Origin of the sequence: Synechococcus sp. WH 8109, from assembly GCF_000161795.2 — a bacterium.
Taxonomy (GTDB): domain Bacteria; phylum Cyanobacteriota; class Cyanobacteriia; order PCC-6307; family Cyanobiaceae; genus Parasynechococcus.
The window spans coordinates 409,255-426,790 of record NZ_CP006882.1 but is presented as its reverse complement, the minus strand read 5'-3'; the positions used below and the strand labels follow the sequence as shown (position 1 = coordinate 426,790).

Here is a 17,536-nt window from a genome sequence, read left to right as displayed (position 1 = left end):
GATCTGGAGCACCGAATGAGCCGATACGTCTTTACGTCCGAGTCCGTCACGGAAGGGCATCCCGACAAGATCTGCGACCAAGTAAGCGACGCTGTTCTCGATGCTCTGCTAGCCCAGGATCCCGCCAGCCGTGTGGCCTGCGAGACCGTTGTGAACACGGGGCTCTGCATGATCACCGGTGAGGTGACCTCCAAGGCGCAGGTGGATTTCATCCACCTGGTGCGCAACGTGATTAAGGAGATCGGTTACAGCGGAGCCCGGGCCGGTGGATTCGATGCCAACAGCTGTGCGGTGCTGGTGGCTCTCGACCAACAGTCCCCCGACATTGCCCAGGGCGTGAACGAGGCCGACGACCACGCCGGTGATCCCCTTGATCTAGTGGGTGCCGGCGACCAGGGAATCATGTTCGGCTACGCCTGCAACGAGACCCCCGAGCTGATGCCGTTGCCAATCAGCCTGGCCCACAGACTGTCGCGCCGCCTGGCGGAAGCGCGCCACAACGGAACCCTGGGTTACCTGCTTCCCGATGGCAAAACCCAGGTGAGCGTCGTCTACGAAAACGACAAGCCCGTCTCGATCGACACGATCCTGATCTCCACCCAGCACACCGCTGAAGTTGACGGGATCAGTGATGAGCAGGGCATCCGCGAGCGCATCACCGAAGACCTCTGGACCCATGTGGTGGAGCCGGCGACCGCCGATCTGGCCCTCAAACCCTCCCGCGAGGCCACCAAGTATCTGGTGAACCCCACCGGCAAGTTCGTTGTGGGCGGCCCTCAGGGCGATGCCGGTCTCACAGGCCGCAAGATCATCGTGGACACCTACGGCGGCTATGCCCGCCACGGCGGTGGTGCTTTCTCTGGCAAGGACCCCACCAAGGTGGACCGTTCGGCCGCCTACGCCGCGCGCTACGTAGCCAAGTGCCTTGTGGCCGCAGGGCTCGCCGAACGGGCCGAAGTGCAGCTGAGCTACGCCATCGGCGTGGCTCAGCCCGTGTCGATCCTGGTGGAATCCTTCGGCACCAGCGCACTCGCCAATGATGCCCTTACCGCCTTGGTGCAGGAGCACTTCGATCTGCGCCCCGGCGCCATCATCGAGACCTTCGGTCTGCGCAACCTTCCCCAGCAACGGGGCGGCCGTTTCTATCAGGACACTGCTGCTTACGGCCATTTCGGACGCAACGACCTCAACGCTCCCTGGGAAGACGTGACAGCGAAAAGCCTGGAGCTGAAGCAGGTCGCCGCGGCCTGAAGCCATGACGGATTCACCGCTGGTGCTCGGAATCGACCTGGGCACCAGCGGCATCCGCACAGCCGTTGTGGCCGCTAACGGCGCGGTTCTCGACAGCAGATCCCAGGCCTACGGCGGAGACTTCGCCAACCCCCATAGCTGGCGCGAAGGCTGTGGGAACCTAATCAGGGCAATCCCAGCCCAGCTGAGATGCCTGCTGAAAGCACTTGCCGTGGATGGCACCTCCGGCACACTGCTGGCCTGTGATCGCGATGGGTCCCCACTGGGAAAAGCACTGGCCTACTCCCAGAGCTGCCCTGAGCTGCAGTCAGCTCTGCAGCCTTTGGTGGATCCCAGCAGTCCGGCGGCCAGCTGCAGCGGCAGCCTGGCCCGAGCCTTGCGTCTGCTCAACTGCCATGGCGAGGCGATCCTGCTGCGGCATCAAGCCGACTGGATCAGCGGATGGCTGCTGAACGATTGGCGCTGGGGGGAAGAAGGCAACAATCTGCGTCTGGGTTGGGATCTGATCACGAACAGCTGGCCAGCCCGTTTTGCCGAACAGCCCTGGAGGCAGTCACTGCCTGAGATCCGTCCCAGCGGCAGCATTCTCGGGACGATCGCACCGGAGCAGGCCAAGGCCTTGGGCCTGGCGAACGATCTGATCGTCGTTGCCGGCACAACGGATTCCAATGCCGCCGTGCTCGCCGCCGATCCGGGGCCCGGAGATGGGATCACCGTACTGGGAACCACGCTGGTGATGAAGTGCTTCACCGAAAAGCCCCTCCACGCCCCGGGCGTCACCAGCCATCGCGTGGGTGGACGCTGGCTCTGTGGAGGCGCCTCCAATGCAGGGGCCGGTGTGCTGCGGCGTTTTTACAGCGACGACCAACTCAGCGAACTGAGCCGCCAGATCAACCCAGACACCGACAGCGGACTCCGCCTGCGGCCACTTCCCGCTCCAGGAGAACGCTTCCCTGTGGATGATCCAGAACTAGTGCCGGTGCTTGAGCCGCGTCCGGTGAGCGATGCCCTCTACCTCCATGGACTGCTGGAGGGTCTCGCCGAGATCGAAGTGCAGGGGTGGCACCGCCTGAATGAGCTGGGTGCTGCCGCACCCCAAAGAATCATCAGCATCGGCGGTGGAGCATGCAATCCCCAATGGCGACGGCTGCGAGAGCGCCGTCTCGGCTGCTTTGTAACGAGTTGCCAAACACCCCCCGCTGCAGGGGTGGCACGACTGGCCCAACAGGCCCTGGCCGGGTGAGAATCCCGGCATCACGCCCAACCCCCATGCCCAGCAATCTCCGCGATGTTCTGGCCATCGGCCTTTTCGTCGTGCTGGCCGGATATGTGGGCTTCAGTGGCATTCACCTCGGTCTTTTGTTGATCGAGCGCTTCGCTTGAGCCGATCACTGCAAAGATTGCACTCACATGTTTGATCCCAATGCCTGCAGACCCCCTTACTGATGCCGTCAGCACACGGATCTGCAAACACATGAACGACGACCATGCCGAAGCGGTGCTGGCCTACGCCAAGCACTACGGCGGCGTCAGCAATCCCGCTGCAGCACGCATGGTGTCTGTGAAAGCAGAAACAATGGAACTGGAGGTGGATGGCGCCAGCGTCAGCATTGCCTTCGATCACGCCCTCACTGACAGCGAAGACGCCCACCGCACCTTGGTGGCGATGCTGCGGGCGATGCCCAAAGAAGGCGCCTGATCTCGGAGCGATTCAATCCAATAGTGGAACGCTCGTTGCAGCGACCGACCTGATTTGTATCGCGCGCTCCTGAGCTTTGCCCAAACCCTTCTGATCGAGCCCCGCTGCCCGATCTGCGATGGACCTTGGGACAGCCAACTGCTGCCGACGACACCCTGCACCACGTGCCTTATGCACTTGCTCTCCCTTGTCAGGGACTGGGGCTTGCTGCCCTTGCCTTGGTGTGCTCTCGGGCCTTACGCAGGCCCGCTGCGCCTGCTGCTGCTGAAACTGCGTCAACCACGCCAAGGCAAAGCGCTTGGGGCCTTGGTTCAGCTGTTGTCTGAGTGCTTTGCCTTGCCTGAAACAGCAGTGCTGGTGCCGATTCCATGCTGGAAGCGGCAACGCTACACCCCCCTGCCGCAGCGCATCGCCCTGGGATTGGGCCGGCCGACGGCAGATCTGCTGCACGGCATCCGTCCCGGGGTAAGCCAGCACTATCTGAACAGACGCCAACGCCAAACCAACCTGAGGGGTGCCTTCCAAGCCAGCCCCCTCAAAAACAAGGTGCCCTCAGCTCGGTCTGGCTCGTGGACGACATCCTCACGACCGGGTCCACCGCTTTGACTGCCCGTCAGGCCCTTGAAGCTGCCGGCCACCACATGGCTGGATTGATCTGCCTTGGACGAATCCCCGCTAGGGAGCGCAGGCGGTGATTTAAGATTCCGGTGTCGCTTCGGCGGCGCGCCGGGATAGCTCAGTTGGTAGAGCAGGCGACTGAAAATCGCCGTGTCCCCAGTTCAAATCTGGGTCCTGGCATCTCCCGAAACGCCTCAAAAGGCACGTGAAAGCACCATATCTGGTGTTGTTACGTGCCTTTTTAGTACTTCAAGCACCTAATTGACTTTTGCCGAACCGGTAGGGGAGCAGTAGGGGAGCACGCCCTGTTGGTCAGACGGGAAAGGTCCCCAGATTTCCCCTACCCACAAGAAAAAAGACCCCTGAGGTATTCCCACCCTCAGGGGTCAATCCCCTCGATTACTCGACCCATTCACCTTCCTCCAGGCGTGCTCCTGTGAGGAGTAGGGGATCCGACAGTTTTGGTAGTGCGTGCCGATCAGGTTCGTATGCCCCAGGAAATAAAAAAGGCGGGAGGGAGTGCCGCCAGAAACAAGGGGACGAACGCGTCGAAAACGCTGGGGTACCAGCGACACCACCCTCTTCAGGCAGTCAGTGGTGTCGTGGGTGCCGTTAACGAACTGCCAAAAAAAAGGAGCGGTCCCACCCGCTCCCAGTTCGACGCATCGTCCCCTCACCGAAGGGAACATCAGCAGGGTGACCGAAGAAATACTTACTGGTCGTCGCCATTACGACCAAACGACTACTTAGGTGAGCAACCCAAAAAAAAGCAGAGGTCCCACCCTCTGCTGTGTTCGACGCATTCATCTCTTACGGATGATGCTCTTTTATGTTCGCTCCGCTACAAACACTTCCACCATCGGTAGAACCGCTCATTAAGAAGGGGGATGAGCAGACATCCCCCCCCTGAAGGTCGTTGAGACCTGGTTTCCGACCTGTTCGGTCTCTGACCTCATCCCTGTTTTAAGGCGGGTCAGAGCAGTGAGGCATGAGCGGAACTACCGCTTTCTGTATCGACGGAGCACAAAAAAGGAGCGGTCCCACCCGCTCCCCTCATGACGCATCCTTCCCCCTATTACGAGGGATGAACAGATATTCGCGACGCAACAGACGCGCCGCCATCCGTAAAAGCGCCCATTAAGAAGGGGGGCAAGCGGCGCCCCCCTAAAGGTCATTGAGACCTGGTTACTGCTTCAGCGGTCTCTGACCTCATTTCCGTTCTAAGGCGCTTCAGAGCACCAGGGCATGAGCTGAACTACTGCTTAGTTTCCGCCGTTGCAGAAGCGAACTGCTGCAGCGTTGGTCTTGCCCTCAGCGATGACCTCTTGAACGCAACCGTTAAATGCTTTGCTCTCCTGCTTCACAGCGCAGAGACCAAGCGCGATTGCTGCCAAGGAGATGGCGGAAACGACGGTGGCGGAGATTTGGATGACTCCATAGGCGAGCATCGCTTTGTTCTTGCCGCCGCACTTGCTGGAGTTTTCCTTGCTGGCGTTCTCTTCTGTCATGGATAAGAAATGACTGGGAAAACGCTATGGACTCTGAATGTGCCTTGAAGACACATTGCTGATGGGATAACCGCCCTACAGGGGTCCTCAATAAAAACCCCTGGAGTGCCCACACCCCAGGGGTCCCGTCCTCTCGTTCTGACGCCCCATCACCTTCCTCGTGGCGTTCTCCCGTGTGGAGTAGGAGAACCTTCAAAACAGTTAGTGGCGACCGTTCCGTGTTCGGTTGCCCACAGGCAATAAAAAAGGCGGCAGGGAATGCCGCCAACGAAGGGAGGTAATGCGTCGAACCAAGGGAGTAGGTCCGTAGACAGCATCACCGCTCCAAAGGCAAAGGCGAGAGCACTCTTTACGAAACGGCAAAAAAAAGAGGGGTCCCACCCCCTCCCAGTTCGACGCATTGCCCCTTCATCGAAGAAGCAACCGAAGGATCACTCGGGGTTCACCTACTGGTCGTCGCCATTACGACCAAACGAATACTGGGGTCAACAACCCAAGAAAAAGCAGAGGTCCCACCCTCTGCCTGTGTTCGACGCATTGCACCCTCTTACGGAGGGTTGACCTAATACTCGCTATCCACGCCTTTGCCGCCATCCGTAGAAGCGCCCATTGAGAAGGGGGGCGTTGCGCCCCCCCTGAAGATCCTTGAGACCTGGTTGTGTAGTTCCTATCGGTCTCTGACCTCATTCCCGTTCTAAGGCGCTTCAGAGCACCAGGGCATGAGCGGAACTGCTCACCCGTTTGTATCCCAAAGGCACAAAAAAAGGAGCGGTATCCCTATCGCTCCTTCGGAAACTGAAAGTGCCGCTGGGCGGGACGACGCCCAGCGATGACCACCATCACCGATGAGGAGGGACTGCCGTGGGTGCCGTGAGCGTTTTCCAAGAAAAGACCCAGGAGTGTTTGCCCTCCTGGGTTCCTCGCTCTCATGCGATACGACAGTTCTAACACCACCTAATAAGCATTTGTGCTTACGGGTTGCCGAACCGCTGGGGCGTCCAGTGCTCGCATCTGAAGAAATGAGAGCGCCAGGCAGGAACTATGTGCTGCCACACACGACAAATCCCATTGAAACCAGGTTCTCCCTGGAAGTTCTTGCAGTTGACGCACCTAGAAGGCATTCAAAGAGGGTGACGATCTTCCAACTGTCTAATCCCGGAGAAAGCAACTCGTCAGACGCTGCTTCAAGGTTCTTCAGCAGAAATGCCCCAGTCAGGCGTCTTCAGAGGTTTCCAACCCTGCCTCTAAAGATGCCTACCCATGAAGAAGGGCGGGAGTTACCCGCCCCTTGGCACCTAACCCCGTCCTAATGAAGTGCGGTTCCGTAGGTGTCGTGTTCTCTTTCTAGAGATTCAGGGAAGGCACGCCATCCGCAGAAAGACCTGATCAGGGTTCGGCAGTTGCGCCCCAAAGCGGTCTCGTCTTCTTCCACCCCTGCGTCTGAAGAGACCTCCACAACTGCTCTGCGGCGTCTTTCCTCAGATATCGACGCTCCTTGAGCAGCGGCGGACCTTCGGGCATCTGACGCCCTCGGTCGATAAAGACCTTCGGATCTTTTACCCAGGCGGAGTTGTCCCGGTGAAACCGCCAGACCCAATGGTCATTGGCATCGATCAACCATCCCTCTTGCATCACGCCACCTCCGGGCACCAACCCATTTCCGTCTCCCTGCGGACCATCCAGTTGCGGCACCTCTTCGTCAGATGCTCGCCGTGTGGAACCTGACGACGCTGAAGACCACAGGTCAGCAACGTGTGGCAGTGCTGGTCACAGACATAGGAGAAGTGCTGGCACGTCATGCAGACACATGAGGACCTGCTCTGCTTCAGACCATCCACAAAGCCCCATTCCTCTTCCGACATCGAACCCTCCTTGCAAGTAGTTCATACGTTCTACTCCTAGCTCGCAGGGATTGGCCAAGGGCGAAAACGGAAGAAAGTGCCGCTGGTGGCGCTGAACGATGAGCACGAACAAGATGAGTGCGGGCAAAGTCCAGTCGTCGTGCGAACTTTCCGAGAAACACTCTTCCACTGGCTGAACTCTGAGGGCGAGCAGGAGGTGGCGCGATGAGGACACTTCTCCTGTTGCTGCTTCTGCCTCTCATGCCTGCGAAGGCAGAGGAACGAGAGATCCAGTGCCCTGGTCTGACGACCTACGAAATGAGGTTCTGTGCCTCACAGAGTTGGGAACGGTCGAACCAAGCACTGAAGGATCAACTACCCCAAGCGACCCTGGAGAAGTGGAAAGCAGCAACACAGGAGGCCTGTGCCGCTGCCTATGCCCCATACCGACAAGGGACGATCTATCCCCAGATGGTTGTCGGATGCGATGACCGCCTGAACCGAGTTCTATTGGAAGAACTCAAGGGTCTTGGCGGATGAGAGCACTGCTCCTTGCACTTCTACTAATCGGAGGACCAGCAATGCCATGCACCTGGAAATGGGAAATCACCCTCTATTCAGGCGGCAAGACCTGGAAGGAGGAGATAATCGCCAGCAATAGGCAAGAAGCTGAAAGAGCAGCGATGGCAAGGAACCCTCACACCAAGATCATTAGTCGGAATCCTGCTTGCCGTTAGTTCTTCGGTGGAGCAATCACTCTTCCTCATCAAGGATTCCTTGTAGAGCAAACAACTTGTCCTGCTCCTCCTCCCCAACAATCACATGGACTGCTGTGCCATCCGGAAGGGAGTAGTCCTGAGTAAGAACAGAATCAGGATGGACTCCCAAAGAGACCTTCTGACCTTCCAAAAGCATGTAGCAGTAAAGGGTCATGCCTGGAAGGGAAGTTCCTCCACATGCTTGAGGGGAGTGGGGAAAGGAGCACTAAAAGCACAAACAACTTTACAGATTTTGGTTCAACTCGGCACACACAATCTCCTGCAGTCAACATTTCTGAGCGGATATTTTTTCAGAAAGTGGATCGGAATACCACTCTTGCCAAGCACTACCTGTGCAGTTTGAAAGGACCTAACGATTAAGTGCAAAGGACTTATCATATCTATCTCAATGATCAGATCCATAGGTAAAACTCCCTTTATCCTGATTTACTTGCGTTCCTGTTCTCAGCAGATACTCTTCCGTGAAATCAGAAAGGCGTTTATGTCTGGAGGATCAGGGTTCAACCCCTCGCCTGAACAACTCCAAGCAATTATCGACACTGGAATTTGGTGGAATCACAAGGTCCAAGAACTCAGAGATGCTGAGCGGTTCGAAGATGCGTACGCTCTACTTCAAGAGTTTGATGTAATTACATCTCGATCACTGGAAGGTGGTCATTAAAAAGGCACCACCGGAAAGGGAAGTAGCAGTTATGGAGATACGCAAGAGAGGAGGTGGATACGGCAAAATCGCATCGGCGATGGGGATGACAACATCGATGGTTCGTCGGATCATTTAGCAACAGGTGAAGGTGCCGTGCTGAGAGTTCTGCTGGGTATTGCCATTGGGGTCTTCATCTACGCCAACCCAGAGGCAAGACAGATCACTGCTGATCTACTCAGAGCGACAGGAGACGCGCTTGCCCCCGCCTTGGAGGAGAAGACGCTCGAAAATCGGATCAACGAAGTCTTGGTAGGCGACTAAGGGGATGGCAGGGAATCAGTTCCAAATCCAAGAACTGAACCCCTTTTTGGAATGGCACCTCCACGCGAGAGCAGCGTCATTAGAGGTCGCCTCTGAAGAAGCAAAGAGGATCGCCAAGATGATCGGCAGGAAAACCCGAGTGCTGAGCGAAGACGGAGAAGTCCTAACTGAGGTGAATCCATGAGAATGCCGTGTTTGATGAGGGACGAATGAGGGCATTACTCCTTCTGCTTCTGTCAGCAATGCCTGCGAGTGCAGTCCCACTGCCCTTGGTCTGCGAAGTAACCAGTGAAGAGGTCCCCACCATTTCCATTCGCTTGGAAGAGCGAACTCCTATGGCACTTCGAGGGGTTCTGATCCAGGAGGACAAACGACTTGGAATATTTATGTCCAGTAAACCCAAGCAATACCGCCAAACCACTTGGTCCTTCTTCACCAAGGACGCCGCTAATTCAGGAACTGCTCTGCTATTTGAGAACGACCTTGTATGGAACCCGCACAAGCGAGTCCCCAAATCCCAGGACGTCAATCGAGTGATTTTTGTTGGGCTGGACAGTGCGCTCCTTTTTTGGCGAACAGAGGAGTTCGCTCCAAATCGAGAACTCCTGAAAGCAGCGGCGGGGTTCTGGAGCATCTCTGAGCAATGCCTGGGTGGTCGGATTGTGCGTGGTTAAAACCACTCCCAACCAGTTCGGTATCGCAAAGGCACTCAATTCAGCATTTCTTCCATGAATCTTCGGGGAGCATTGCCGCAACAGCGATCTCAACGTCCGTAGGTTGCGCAGATACATGCCTTACCCCCTCATGTGCCCGCCTGATCTTTCCAGTCTCAAGTGGGGCGATGACGGTGATTTGTCCCCTCACGACACCCTGAACCTGGTGGAGAGATTGACCAGAGCAGAACAGGAGTCAAAAGGGTCAGACGGAACGACTCTGAACTCCAGTCCCCTGCCGCAGGATTCAGACTCCGGGGATATTCCCTGACGCCCGAGGGACCAATGGACGCAGCGCAAACCGAAGAAACCATCCGCTCTCTCCTAACCGACTTGAAGGAGGACAAGGTTGAGTCACTCCTAGTTCAGTGCGCTGACTGGGGGATCAACGTGCGGATGTTCCTGAACGGTGACGTCGTCGAACTGGATTTAATGAAGAACTACGAGGGATATGAAGTGACCTTTGTTGATGACAGAGACAAACAACCTGCTCAGATCGACGAATTACCGGATCTAATCCAACTCCTTCAGGTCTCTTAAATTTAATAGTTCAGTGAAACAAAAACCTCTCACCTCTTCTTTTTAAAGACGATATTACAATTGACGCGGATGTATTCCTCCACCAAGTCCTGCTGGGTTGCCCGAAATTTCTTGGCGAGTTCCTTCAGCATCGTTTCGTGAACGCTGTCTATTAATACTTTTGTGGACATATCTTCCTCAAATCAACAACAAGGTGGATTGCTGACGGCGATTCCAGAACTCTTTAATTACCGTCTTATGGAGTTCAGAGCGATCAAGCCCCAGTTCAGAACAAAGTTTGTGCTCAATGGGAACCAAGATTGGCGCTTCTCTCTTGGTATAGGTCATGTTAAATCTTTGACTATTTGGCTTCCTCAACGTGTTTGATTAGGGGGGAGGTATAGGGGGTTTGGTTGGTGGTTAATTTAATGGGACTTCCTAGTGGTGGGCTGGCTTTCTCGCTCTCTTGCGGTCTTAAGCGAAGAAGACACCTATGTTTTTTGGAACGATTAAAATATAATCCACTTCGTGGATTGATCCCTTCGGGATCTGATTCTGTTGTTTTTCATCCCTTTAGAACCTACTTAGACACACCCTTAAGATCAAAGGTCACAAACCTAGTTATGCATTTCAGGAGTTTGACTAACGTATTACGCAACAATTGAGACACAAAGAATATAAGAACCTGGAAATTCTTCGCCAACCTCCACAAAGGCAATTCTACAGTTTAATCAATATCTAGTCAAGTTTTAATTAACATCAGAGCATAATCAAATCAATTGCTCTTAATTCTTCGTTCTGCTTATTAGTGACCACTTCCCTGGAGTGGTTGCTGCCCGCGCCTTTGCTGCTGTCTTCTCACGCTGGATAAAGCGCAAATAACGCTCCTCCAACATCTTTGGCGACGTATGACCGTTGTCTGCAAAATCCCGGATGTATTGCGTGGTCCCAAGTTCTGGGTAGTCCTCCAAGGTCAAGCGGAACGCGGTATGGCGACAGGTGGTCCAATCAATCCCTTTGGTTGAGATTCCTGCCTTCTCACATGCCTTCTTGAGAAGGAAGTTGATTGTCTCTCCAACGTTGCTCTCGTTTTCGTTGCCTTCCGTTCTCTTGATGTGGGGAAAGTTCAACCACCCCTGTGGTTTCCTCTTAAGAATGCGGCGGACGTTCTCCAACGCATCTGGTCGGTAGGCATAGGTGTCGTGCTTTTCCCTGTCACCCTTTGTTTTCTCAAGGAAACAGATGACCTGTGGTTCTCCCGCATCGGTCAGTTGATCGCTGAACCACTCACTTCTCAACCGAGGAGCATCCTCACTTCGGAGGTAATAGAACCACTCCATGTGGAGCGCGTCATACAAATCAACCCAGTTGCGTGAGTTCTGACGGTTCGTCGGGGTCCAAGGCAGTTCCCGGTATTCCTCCTCCGTCAGAGAGCGGCGAGCAGCACCACCAGACAGTTCGGAGGCAATGCGAACCAATTGATCCCACTCCTGATGGGTGAAGTGCCTCTTCTGAAGCACGCTCTTTTTTATCGCAGGAAACTCAGGGCAGGACAGAGCGGGGAAATCTGCCTTCGCCTCTTTGAACAGGTTGCGGATAAGAGTCTTGTATTGCCTTCTGGTCTCTTCTCCTGAGTTGCCCTTCGCTTCACAGTTCTCCCTGACGAGACGGAAGAACTCCAAAAAGTCGTTGCTCGTGATCGCCTGAATGCTTTTGACAGTCGCCCAGGGCTGAACGCCTATGCCTGTGGTCCCGTTCCAAAGATTCCGCTTGTCGCTCAACCAACGACTTCGGTTGTTCCGTGGTTCCAGTTCCCCTTTGGCATACCAACGCTCCCAATAGACCGACAGAGCGTGTTGCTTCTCCACTTCCCGCACTTGGGACTGTGAAAGGAGGTCCTGCCACTTCTTTTGAGAGGCAGCAACCGCGACCTTTGCTGCTTCCCAGGGGTCGGTGGTCCCGCAAGTCCCTTCTATATAGATGCGCTTTCCCCGCCCCCGATTGGTTTTGCCAGCAAACGGACGAGGGTCATCTGCTTTCTCCGGCAGGAAGCGCCACTGGAGGTTCTTGGTCTTTCTGCTGTTCGCGCTGGGTTTCTGACGGACGACCGATAGAGAGGTGTGGGGGATGTTCCCTTTGCCCCCCAGGTCGCGCACCACGTTGAGGGTGTGAAGGGTGCCGTCTATCCATTCCTGTGGCAGCGACCGTCCCATAGAGTTCCCCTACCGAAACACCTTCCAGGAGTGGTTCGGACCTACCGCAAATCATCCCGATGGTATGGGAGCGGTATGGGAGCAGCAAGCAAAAACGCCCAAAAAGGGCATTTTTGTATCAACGCTATACAGATTGAGCGCTTAAAGGGGCAAATTGTCGCAACGTCCCCAGTTCAAATCTGGGTCCTGGTATCACATTGATTCCAAAACTGCCGTGTCATTCATCTCCCCAGATGCAGGCACAGATCGGGTTTTCGACAACGCGGACAGCTTTGCCATGGTGTTCGACCGCACCTGGAAGCAACTCCGAAGCAGCAGCAAGGCTGAACTCAGTCAAGAGGAGCATCTCGAAGCCGTAATCGAGGCGATGGCCGATCACCCCTTTCTGATCAGTTCCCCGGAGATGGCACGCCAGGTGGCCGCATTCCGGATCAGGCTGCTGGAGCTGGCCTGATCAGGCGGAGAGCAGATCGATCTGGGGATCATCCACGTATTCCATGTCATCGCTGAGGGGCTCATCACCGAAGGCCTCGTCCTCGACTCGGTCGTCGTCCATTTCCATTTCCATTTCCATTTCAGGAGCTTCTGAGATTTCGTGATCGTGCGCTGCTGAAGCCTCCTCGGCGTGAGAATCAGCATGAAGCTCGACGACCTCGCCTGGGCTCAGACGATCCCGAAGCATCCGCACCTTCTCTTCGCTGGCCAGGAGCAGTTCACCGGCGTCATCACTGACCGCCGCGATCTCTGCATCCACCAGCTGCTGGCCCTCAACGGCGGCCAACCGCGTTTCCAGTTCCATCAACCGATCCGCCAGCGTTTCCACGACTTCACTGAGGCTGAGCAGGTGGGTGCACAGCTGTTGCTCGAACGTGGTGCGCGGGGAGGTGGTGGTCACCGGGCTGGCCTCGTGTTGAGAAATTTCGCTGATGGTATCGATGCTGAGCATCCTGTCCACGGCCCTGGGGAAAGCCACGACTGGCCTACATTCCCCAGGGCTAACGAACGATTGAAGAGATGTCCAGGCTGAAGACAGGGCTGAAGGTCAGCGCCTGGGTCGCTGTCTTCATTGTTGCCGTCGTTTATTTGCAGCGATATGGCATTGCTCCGCTGCAAAGCGCCGTGAACGACATGGGCATCTGGGCCCCACTCGGCCTGTTCCTACTGCGAGGGGTCAGCATCATCCTGCCGGCACTGCCAAGTTCGGTGTATTCCCTGCTGGCCGGCTCGCTGCTGGGCTTCAAAGCGGGTTATCTCACGATCATCCTGTCGGACCTGGTGTTCTGCAGTGCGGCCTTCTCCATCGCCCGCCGCTGGGGACGCGGACCGGTGAGCCGCCTGGTGGGGGCCAGCGCAATGAAACGCATCGATGGCTTCAGCAAGAACCAGCTGGAGGGCAACTTCTTTTTGATGACCGGCCTGCTGATGACCGGACTGTTTGATTTCCTCAGCTATGCCATCGGGATCAGCCGCACCCACTGGCGTCTGTTCGCTCCGGCCCTGCTGATCAGTGTGCTGATCAGCGATTCGATCCTCGTTGCCGTAGGAGCAGGAGCCGCTCAGGGCGCCAGCCTCACCCTGGGATTGGCTCTGCTGGCCATGTTTGCTCTTGCCACCATCACCGGTGTGCTGAAAAAGAAATCCTCAGAGGCGCCCTCCGACAACCACTCCTGACAGGATCTTTCGGGGATGACGGCCGATCCATGTCGATTCCCACGAACCGCTGCCGGGGTCGAGGAAATTCCTGGACACTAGATACATTCGAGTTGATCGGCGTTTCTCGATGAGCGCACTGGCAGATCCGAGAATTGCTGTTCTGCAGAACCAGGCCGGTAGCAGCGGTGAGCTTGATCTACCTGTGGGAGACGGCTGTTTTCGGATCAACCTCCGTGATGAAAACATCGCGCTCTGGCAGGAGACATTTGATCAACACACCACGGCGGCCAACCTTCTGCTGGCTTGCGAAGGAAGCAATGGTGATCTCAAGGACACCCGCCTGACCTGGGTGGTGGGATCTGCAATCCGTACAGCGACGGCCTCAAGCCCAGACGCCGTCGGCTGGCTGTTGTCGCAGTTGGGGGTACCAACAGAACTCACGGAAGCAGCCATCACCCGTTGCCCTGGGTTGGGGGATGACCTGGTGTGGGCCTTCTACCTGGAACGCCACGGCTGGCTGATCGCCACGCCTGTGGCCAGCATCAACCCTTGAACTTTCAAAACACCGACTTCAAGACCCTGGTGCAGACCGCACAGGTTCAAGGATTGAGCCTCAACCAGGAGTTGCCGCAGGCCACGCGAAGCATTCTTGAGCGTGCTGACCAAGCCCAACGCCAGCTCTCGAGCGATGAGCTCACAACGATCTGCCAGGTCTCCGGCATTGATGGATCGATCGCCGACAACCTGATCCAACGATCGGATCAATTGGTGAACCAGGCACGGGCACATCTCATTGAAACCCAGCCGCATTTGGTGCAACCGGGCGGGGCTCTTCACCCGGAAGACAGAGCGGATGCCTGCTGGCGCGACTGTTGGAACTTTCTTCGCGTGATCACGTATGCGGTGGCCTGCAACCAGAGCTGCTTTACAAACCCGAGTGGCATGGCTGCCCTACGGGAGCTGTACAGACGAATGAACGTGCCCATCGAGGGGATGAACATCGCCCTCGGTCAGCTCAAAGAGAATGCCCTGGAGGGGGTCTCGCGATCGAACGACCGGCAGTTAATCCGCGACTGCTTCCAGCACCTACACGCCGAGCTCAACAAATCTGCAGTTAAGAGCTGATAAGCACAACCACCAAAACCTTTTGATCAAGAGAGGATCACACCCAAGTATTTCTACTCACGGAGCCCCTAATGGCCATCCCGCTTCTTGGGTACCCGCTCAACACCCAAAACGGCCGCGTTAGCAATCTCGCAGGCGACAACAGCACCATCAAGCCCCAAACCTATGCCTCCTCTGCAGCAGGCGATGACAGCGCCAGAACAGAGATGGACAGCTTGATCGAACAGGCATATCGCCAGGTCTTCTTCCATGCGATGCGAAGTGATCGCGAACCATTCCTGGAATCACAGCTCCGGAGCGGCAACATCACGGTTCGGGATTTCATACGTGGTCTGCTGCTGTCAGAACGCTTCCAGCAGGGCTACTACCAGTGCAACTCGAACTACCGGATGGTGGATCAGGTGGTGGGACGCGTGCTTGGGCGCCCGACCCATGGCGACGCCGAACGCCGGGCCTGGTCGATCGTGATCGGCGAAAAGGGCTTTACCACCTTCGTCGACGCCCTGCTCGACAGCCAGGAATACATGAACTGCTTCGGGTACGACCTGGTTCCTCAGCAACGTTCACGAGTTCTGCCCGGGCGGCCCCTTGGGGAAATCCCGATCTACCAACAATTCCCGCGCTACGGAACCGACTGGCGCGACGCCCTTCAAGATCGGGCGCCTATCCATCAAGGTGCGCAGTCAGAGCGACTGGAGGTTGCTACCACTTGGGTCAACGAGGAACCCCCTGCTTTCGCTCTTAAGCTCTGGCTCGGCCTGTTTGCCGTCGGTGGATTCGAAATCGCGCGGGTGCTCCTTACCATCGTTGTCGCGATGCTGCGAAACTGAGATGTCGATGCCCAAATCTGGGGCTCTAAATCTGCGTGAGTGGACGGCACCGGAAACGTGCGGCGCAACAAGCTCAGCCACAAATCCAGTCGATGCTCGGGGGGCTGACTGGAGCGGTAAGGACTTGGGGGAACTCGACCTAAGAGACGCCAAGCTCTGTCGCTGTGATCTGCGCGGCACAAACCTCAGCCAGTGCCAACTCGAAGGCGCTGATCTACGCCTGGCCCGTTACGACCAGACCACCCTGGTGCCTGAGGGCTTTGCACTGAACACAAGCGGTGCCGTTGGCCCCGGGGCGAAGCTGAATGGGGCATTTCTCAACAGCACAGATCTGCGCGGGATGGATCTCAGGGGGAGCGTGTTGATGGGCGCCTATCTGAGTGGTTCAGATCTGAGTGGAGCTTTGCTCGATGGCGTTTCTCTAGCAGGTGCTGACCTGCGATCAGCCACGTTTCGCGGAGCCATGTGCCGGGGGACCCGCTTCGGAACCTGCGAGATGGACATGGCCGATCTTCGCGGCGCCAACCTTGAGGGAGCAGCTCTCGAAACCGTTACGTCGATTCGCGGGGCGGACTTTTCGCTCTGCACCGGACTGGAGGATCAAATTGGCGCTCTTCTCAGTCGATCCGTCCAGGAACTCGACTGCTGGAATCCGATGACACGCTCCACGACAAGAGCGAGCCTTGAGTCCCTGATCAAGGGGCAAGGGCAGGACGCTTAAAGCGAGCCATTTGCATCCAAACTTTTCCTACAGAACCCGCCGAGATCGCCGTCACGGCGTAGGAATCAGGCCGTGACGCAACAGTCGGACACAATTGATTGAGGTTTATAAAGAATGCTCTTCGGGCGTGAGCTTCTGAAGGACTATTAGTCGAACCAATGCGTGTGAATTCATGCCTTTCGGTCCAGCCTCGCTTCTGGGGGTCGAACGCTTCTCTGAGGAGAGTGAAGCCCCTCTCGAGCTGATCCCAGGCGATGAGGACGCCAGGAAAGAACAGATCATCCGTGCTGTGTACAAGCAAGTGCTTGGCAACGCTTACGTGATGGACAGCGAGCGGCAGATCGTCGAAGAGTCACAGTTCAAGCTCGGTGAAATCAGCGTCCGTGAGCTGGTGGGCCGCATTGCCAAAAGCGACCTGTACCGCAGCCGCTTCTTTGATAGCTGCGCGCGATACCGCTACATCGAGCTGGCCTTCCGCCATCTTCTCGGGAGAGCACCTGCTGACTACGCGGAAATGCGTGAGCACGCCGATCGCCTGGACAGCCAAGGGTATGAGGCTGATATCGACAGCTTCCTGAACAGCGCGGAATACCAAAACACCTTCGGCGAATGGACCGTGCCCTATCAGCGGGGCTGGAAGACCGAAAGCTGTGCCACCTTGCAGGAATTCACCTGGAGCTTCCAGCTGCTGCGAGGCAACAGCAGCAGCAGCCTCAAGGGTGATCTTGCAGGCAACAAGAGCAAGCTGGGTGGTTCGGCTTATCTGAACCGAGCCATCGCAGTGGTTCCCCCATCCTCCAAAGAGACCGCTGGCTGGAGTTTCCGTCCCTCTACCAACCTTCAGGACGCACCCACACGTCTTGGGGTTGGCGCAGGCGATCAAGGCATCACGTATCGGGTCGAGGTCACGGCCTACAAAGCCAACAATGTCAGGCGGATTTCCCGCTACACCCGAAGCAACCGCATCTTCTACGTGCCGTTCGACAAGCTCTCAGAGCAGTTCAAACGCATCCATAACGAAGGCGGCAAAATCGCCAGCATTACGCCGGTGACCTAAACGCTTCATCCGCTCTTATCTCGACGCACACGACCCCATCTCCCC

The 17,536-nt window shown here is 56.5% G+C and carries 17 protein-coding genes and 1 tRNA gene; 13 read left to right on the top strand and 5 right to left on the bottom strand.

The features are described from left to right. Positions 1-15 precede the first annotated feature (15 nt). The 5 genes from metK (at position 16) to Syncc8109_RS02160 (ending at position 3,748) form a co-directional block, all read left to right on the top strand. Complete coding sequence (metK, locus tag Syncc8109_RS02180) at positions 16-1,251, top strand: methionine adenosyltransferase (protein WP_006850434.1); 1,236 nt, start codon at positions 16-18, stop codon at positions 1,249-1,251. Between the two features lie 4 nt (positions 1,252-1,255). Continuing rightward, entirely contained in the window at positions 1,256-2,494 is a 1,239-nt protein-coding gene (locus Syncc8109_RS02175; protein ID WP_006851322.1) for an FGGY-family carbohydrate kinase, read from the top strand. A 180-nt stretch (positions 2,495-2,674) separates the two neighbouring features. After that, positions 2,675-2,950, top strand: a complete 276-nt coding sequence (locus Syncc8109_RS02170; RefSeq protein WP_025362088.1) for a DUF2470 domain-containing protein — start codon at positions 2,675-2,677, stop codon at positions 2,948-2,950. Positions 2,951-3,004: 54 nt separating this feature from the next. Continuing rightward, complete coding sequence (locus Syncc8109_RS02165) at positions 3,005-3,556, top strand: ComF family protein (RefSeq protein WP_052328008.1); 552 nt, start codon at positions 3,005-3,007, stop codon at positions 3,554-3,556. A gap of 119 nt (positions 3,557-3,675) precedes the next feature. Next, positions 3,676-3,748, top strand: a tRNA-Phe gene (locus Syncc8109_RS02160). A 1,082-nt stretch (positions 3,749-4,830) separates the two neighbouring features. On the opposite strand, the gene Syncc8109_RS02155 is transcribed toward Syncc8109_RS02160, so the two are convergent. The 3 genes from Syncc8109_RS02155 to Syncc8109_RS02130 all read right to left on the bottom strand — a co-directional run bounded on the left by Syncc8109_RS02155 (position 4,831) and on the right by Syncc8109_RS02130 (position 7,850). Beyond that, on the bottom strand, positions 4,831-5,076 hold the full coding sequence (locus Syncc8109_RS02155) for a hypothetical protein (RefSeq protein WP_006850463.1): 246 nt from the start codon (positions 5,074-5,076) through the stop codon (positions 4,831-4,833). Positions 5,077-6,462: 1,386 nt separating this feature from the next. Further along, on the bottom strand, positions 6,463-6,768 hold the full coding sequence (locus Syncc8109_RS02150; protein WP_369792016.1) for a DUF1651 domain-containing protein: 306 nt from the start codon (positions 6,766-6,768) through the stop codon (positions 6,463-6,465). A gap of 902 nt (positions 6,769-7,670) precedes the next feature. Beyond that, positions 7,671-7,850: a hypothetical protein gene (locus Syncc8109_RS02130; protein WP_006849761.1), complete on the bottom strand. Its 180-nt coding sequence runs from the start codon at positions 7,848-7,850 to the stop codon at positions 7,671-7,673. 1,808 nt (positions 7,851-9,658) lie between these two features. Between Syncc8109_RS02130 and Syncc8109_RS02115 the strand changes: the two genes are divergently transcribed. After that, the gene (locus Syncc8109_RS02115) at positions 9,659-9,913 is read left to right on the top strand and encodes a hypothetical protein (RefSeq protein WP_025362083.1); all 255 of its coding nucleotides are present in this window, start codon (positions 9,659-9,661) and stop codon (positions 9,911-9,913) included. A 764-nt stretch (positions 9,914-10,677) separates the two neighbouring features. On the opposite strand, the gene Syncc8109_RS02110 is transcribed toward Syncc8109_RS02115, so the two are convergent. Next, a complete protein-coding gene (locus tag Syncc8109_RS02110) occupies positions 10,678-12,105 on the bottom strand; it encodes a hypothetical protein (RefSeq protein ID WP_006851659.1) in 1,428 nt (475 codons plus the stop codon). Between the two features lie 214 nt (positions 12,106-12,319). On the opposite strand from Syncc8109_RS02110, the gene Syncc8109_RS02105 reads away from it, so the two are divergent. Continuing rightward, entirely contained in the window at positions 12,320-12,559 is a 240-nt protein-coding gene (locus Syncc8109_RS02105; protein WP_006851289.1) for a hypothetical protein, read from the top strand. On the opposite strand, the gene Syncc8109_RS02100 is transcribed toward Syncc8109_RS02105, so the two are convergent. Next, positions 12,560-13,051, bottom strand: coding sequence for a hypothetical protein (locus Syncc8109_RS02100; protein WP_006849854.1), 492 nt, complete (start codon positions 13,049-13,051; stop codon positions 12,560-12,562). It abuts the gene before it with no gap. A gap of 68 nt (positions 13,052-13,119) precedes the next feature. On the opposite strand from Syncc8109_RS02100, the gene Syncc8109_RS02095 reads away from it, so the two are divergent. The 6 genes from Syncc8109_RS02095 (at position 13,120) to Syncc8109_RS02070 (ending at position 17,491) form a co-directional block, all read left to right on the top strand. Beyond that, positions 13,120-13,776: a TVP38/TMEM64 family protein gene (locus Syncc8109_RS02095; protein WP_006849896.1), complete on the top strand. Its 657-nt coding sequence runs from the start codon at positions 13,120-13,122 to the stop codon at positions 13,774-13,776. Between the two features lie 109 nt (positions 13,777-13,885). Then, the gene (locus Syncc8109_RS02090) at positions 13,886-14,311 is read left to right on the top strand and encodes a hypothetical protein (RefSeq protein WP_006851926.1); all 426 of its coding nucleotides are present in this window, start codon (positions 13,886-13,888) and stop codon (positions 14,309-14,311) included. Continuing rightward, entirely contained in the window at positions 14,308-14,883 is a 576-nt protein-coding gene (locus Syncc8109_RS02085; protein ID WP_006851375.1) for a phycobilisome polypeptide, read from the top strand. The genes Syncc8109_RS02090 and Syncc8109_RS02085 overlap by 4 nt, the downstream gene beginning before the upstream one ends. A gap of 71 nt (positions 14,884-14,954) precedes the next feature. Next, the gene (locus Syncc8109_RS02080; protein ID WP_006850788.1) at positions 14,955-15,713 is read left to right on the top strand and encodes a phycobilisome rod-core linker polypeptide; all 759 of its coding nucleotides are present in this window, start codon (positions 14,955-14,957) and stop codon (positions 15,711-15,713) included. Position 15,714: 1 nt separating this feature from the next. Next, the gene (locus tag Syncc8109_RS02075; protein ID WP_025362081.1) at positions 15,715-16,434 is read left to right on the top strand and encodes a pentapeptide repeat-containing protein; all 720 of its coding nucleotides are present in this window, start codon (positions 15,715-15,717) and stop codon (positions 16,432-16,434) included. Positions 16,435-16,606: 172 nt separating this feature from the next. Next, a complete protein-coding gene (locus tag Syncc8109_RS02070; protein WP_006851592.1) occupies positions 16,607-17,491 on the top strand; it encodes a phycobilisome linker polypeptide in 885 nt (294 codons plus the stop codon). The last annotated feature ends 45 nt before the right edge of the window (positions 17,492-17,536 follow it).

What these genes read in the sequence shown, in the direction of transcription:
- Syncc8109_RS02080 (WP_006850788.1), top strand. Translation starts at nt 14,955, where the DNA reads ATGGCCATCCCGCTTCTTGGGTACCCGCTCAACACCCAAAACGGCCGC.
- Syncc8109_RS02075 (WP_025362081.1), top strand. Translation starts at nt 15,715, where the DNA reads ATGTCGATGCCCAAATCTGGGGCTCTAAATCTGCGTGAGTGGACGGCA.
- Syncc8109_RS02110 (WP_006851659.1), bottom strand. Translation starts at nt 12,105, where the DNA reads ATGGGACGGTCGCTGCCACAGGAATGGATAGACGGCACCCTTCACACC.
- Syncc8109_RS02130 (WP_006849761.1), bottom strand. Translation starts at nt 7,850, where the DNA reads ATGACCCTTTACTGCTACATGCTTTTGGAAGGTCAGAAGGTCTCTTTG.
- Syncc8109_RS02115 (WP_025362083.1), top strand. Translation starts at nt 9,659, where the DNA reads ATGGACGCAGCGCAAACCGAAGAAACCATCCGCTCTCTCCTAACCGAC.
- metK (WP_006850434.1), top strand. Translation starts at nt 16, where the DNA reads ATGAGCCGATACGTCTTTACGTCCGAGTCCGTCACGGAAGGGCATCCC.
- Syncc8109_RS02100 (WP_006849854.1), bottom strand. Translation starts at nt 13,051, where the DNA reads ATGCTCAGCATCGATACCATCAGCGAAATTTCTCAACACGAGGCCAGC.
- Syncc8109_RS02095 (WP_006849896.1), top strand. Translation starts at nt 13,120, where the DNA reads ATGTCCAGGCTGAAGACAGGGCTGAAGGTCAGCGCCTGGGTCGCTGTC.
- Syncc8109_RS02155 (WP_006850463.1), bottom strand. Translation starts at nt 5,076, where the DNA reads ATGACAGAAGAGAACGCCAGCAAGGAAAACTCCAGCAAGTGCGGCGGC.
- Syncc8109_RS02090 (WP_006851926.1), top strand. Translation starts at nt 13,886, where the DNA reads ATGAGCGCACTGGCAGATCCGAGAATTGCTGTTCTGCAGAACCAGGCC.
- Syncc8109_RS02175 (WP_006851322.1), top strand. Translation starts at nt 1,256, where the DNA reads ATGACGGATTCACCGCTGGTGCTCGGAATCGACCTGGGCACCAGCGGC.
- Syncc8109_RS02170 (WP_025362088.1), top strand. Translation starts at nt 2,675, where the DNA reads ATGCCTGCAGACCCCCTTACTGATGCCGTCAGCACACGGATCTGCAAA.
- Syncc8109_RS02070 (WP_006851592.1), top strand. Translation starts at nt 16,607, where the DNA reads ATGCCTTTCGGTCCAGCCTCGCTTCTGGGGGTCGAACGCTTCTCTGAG.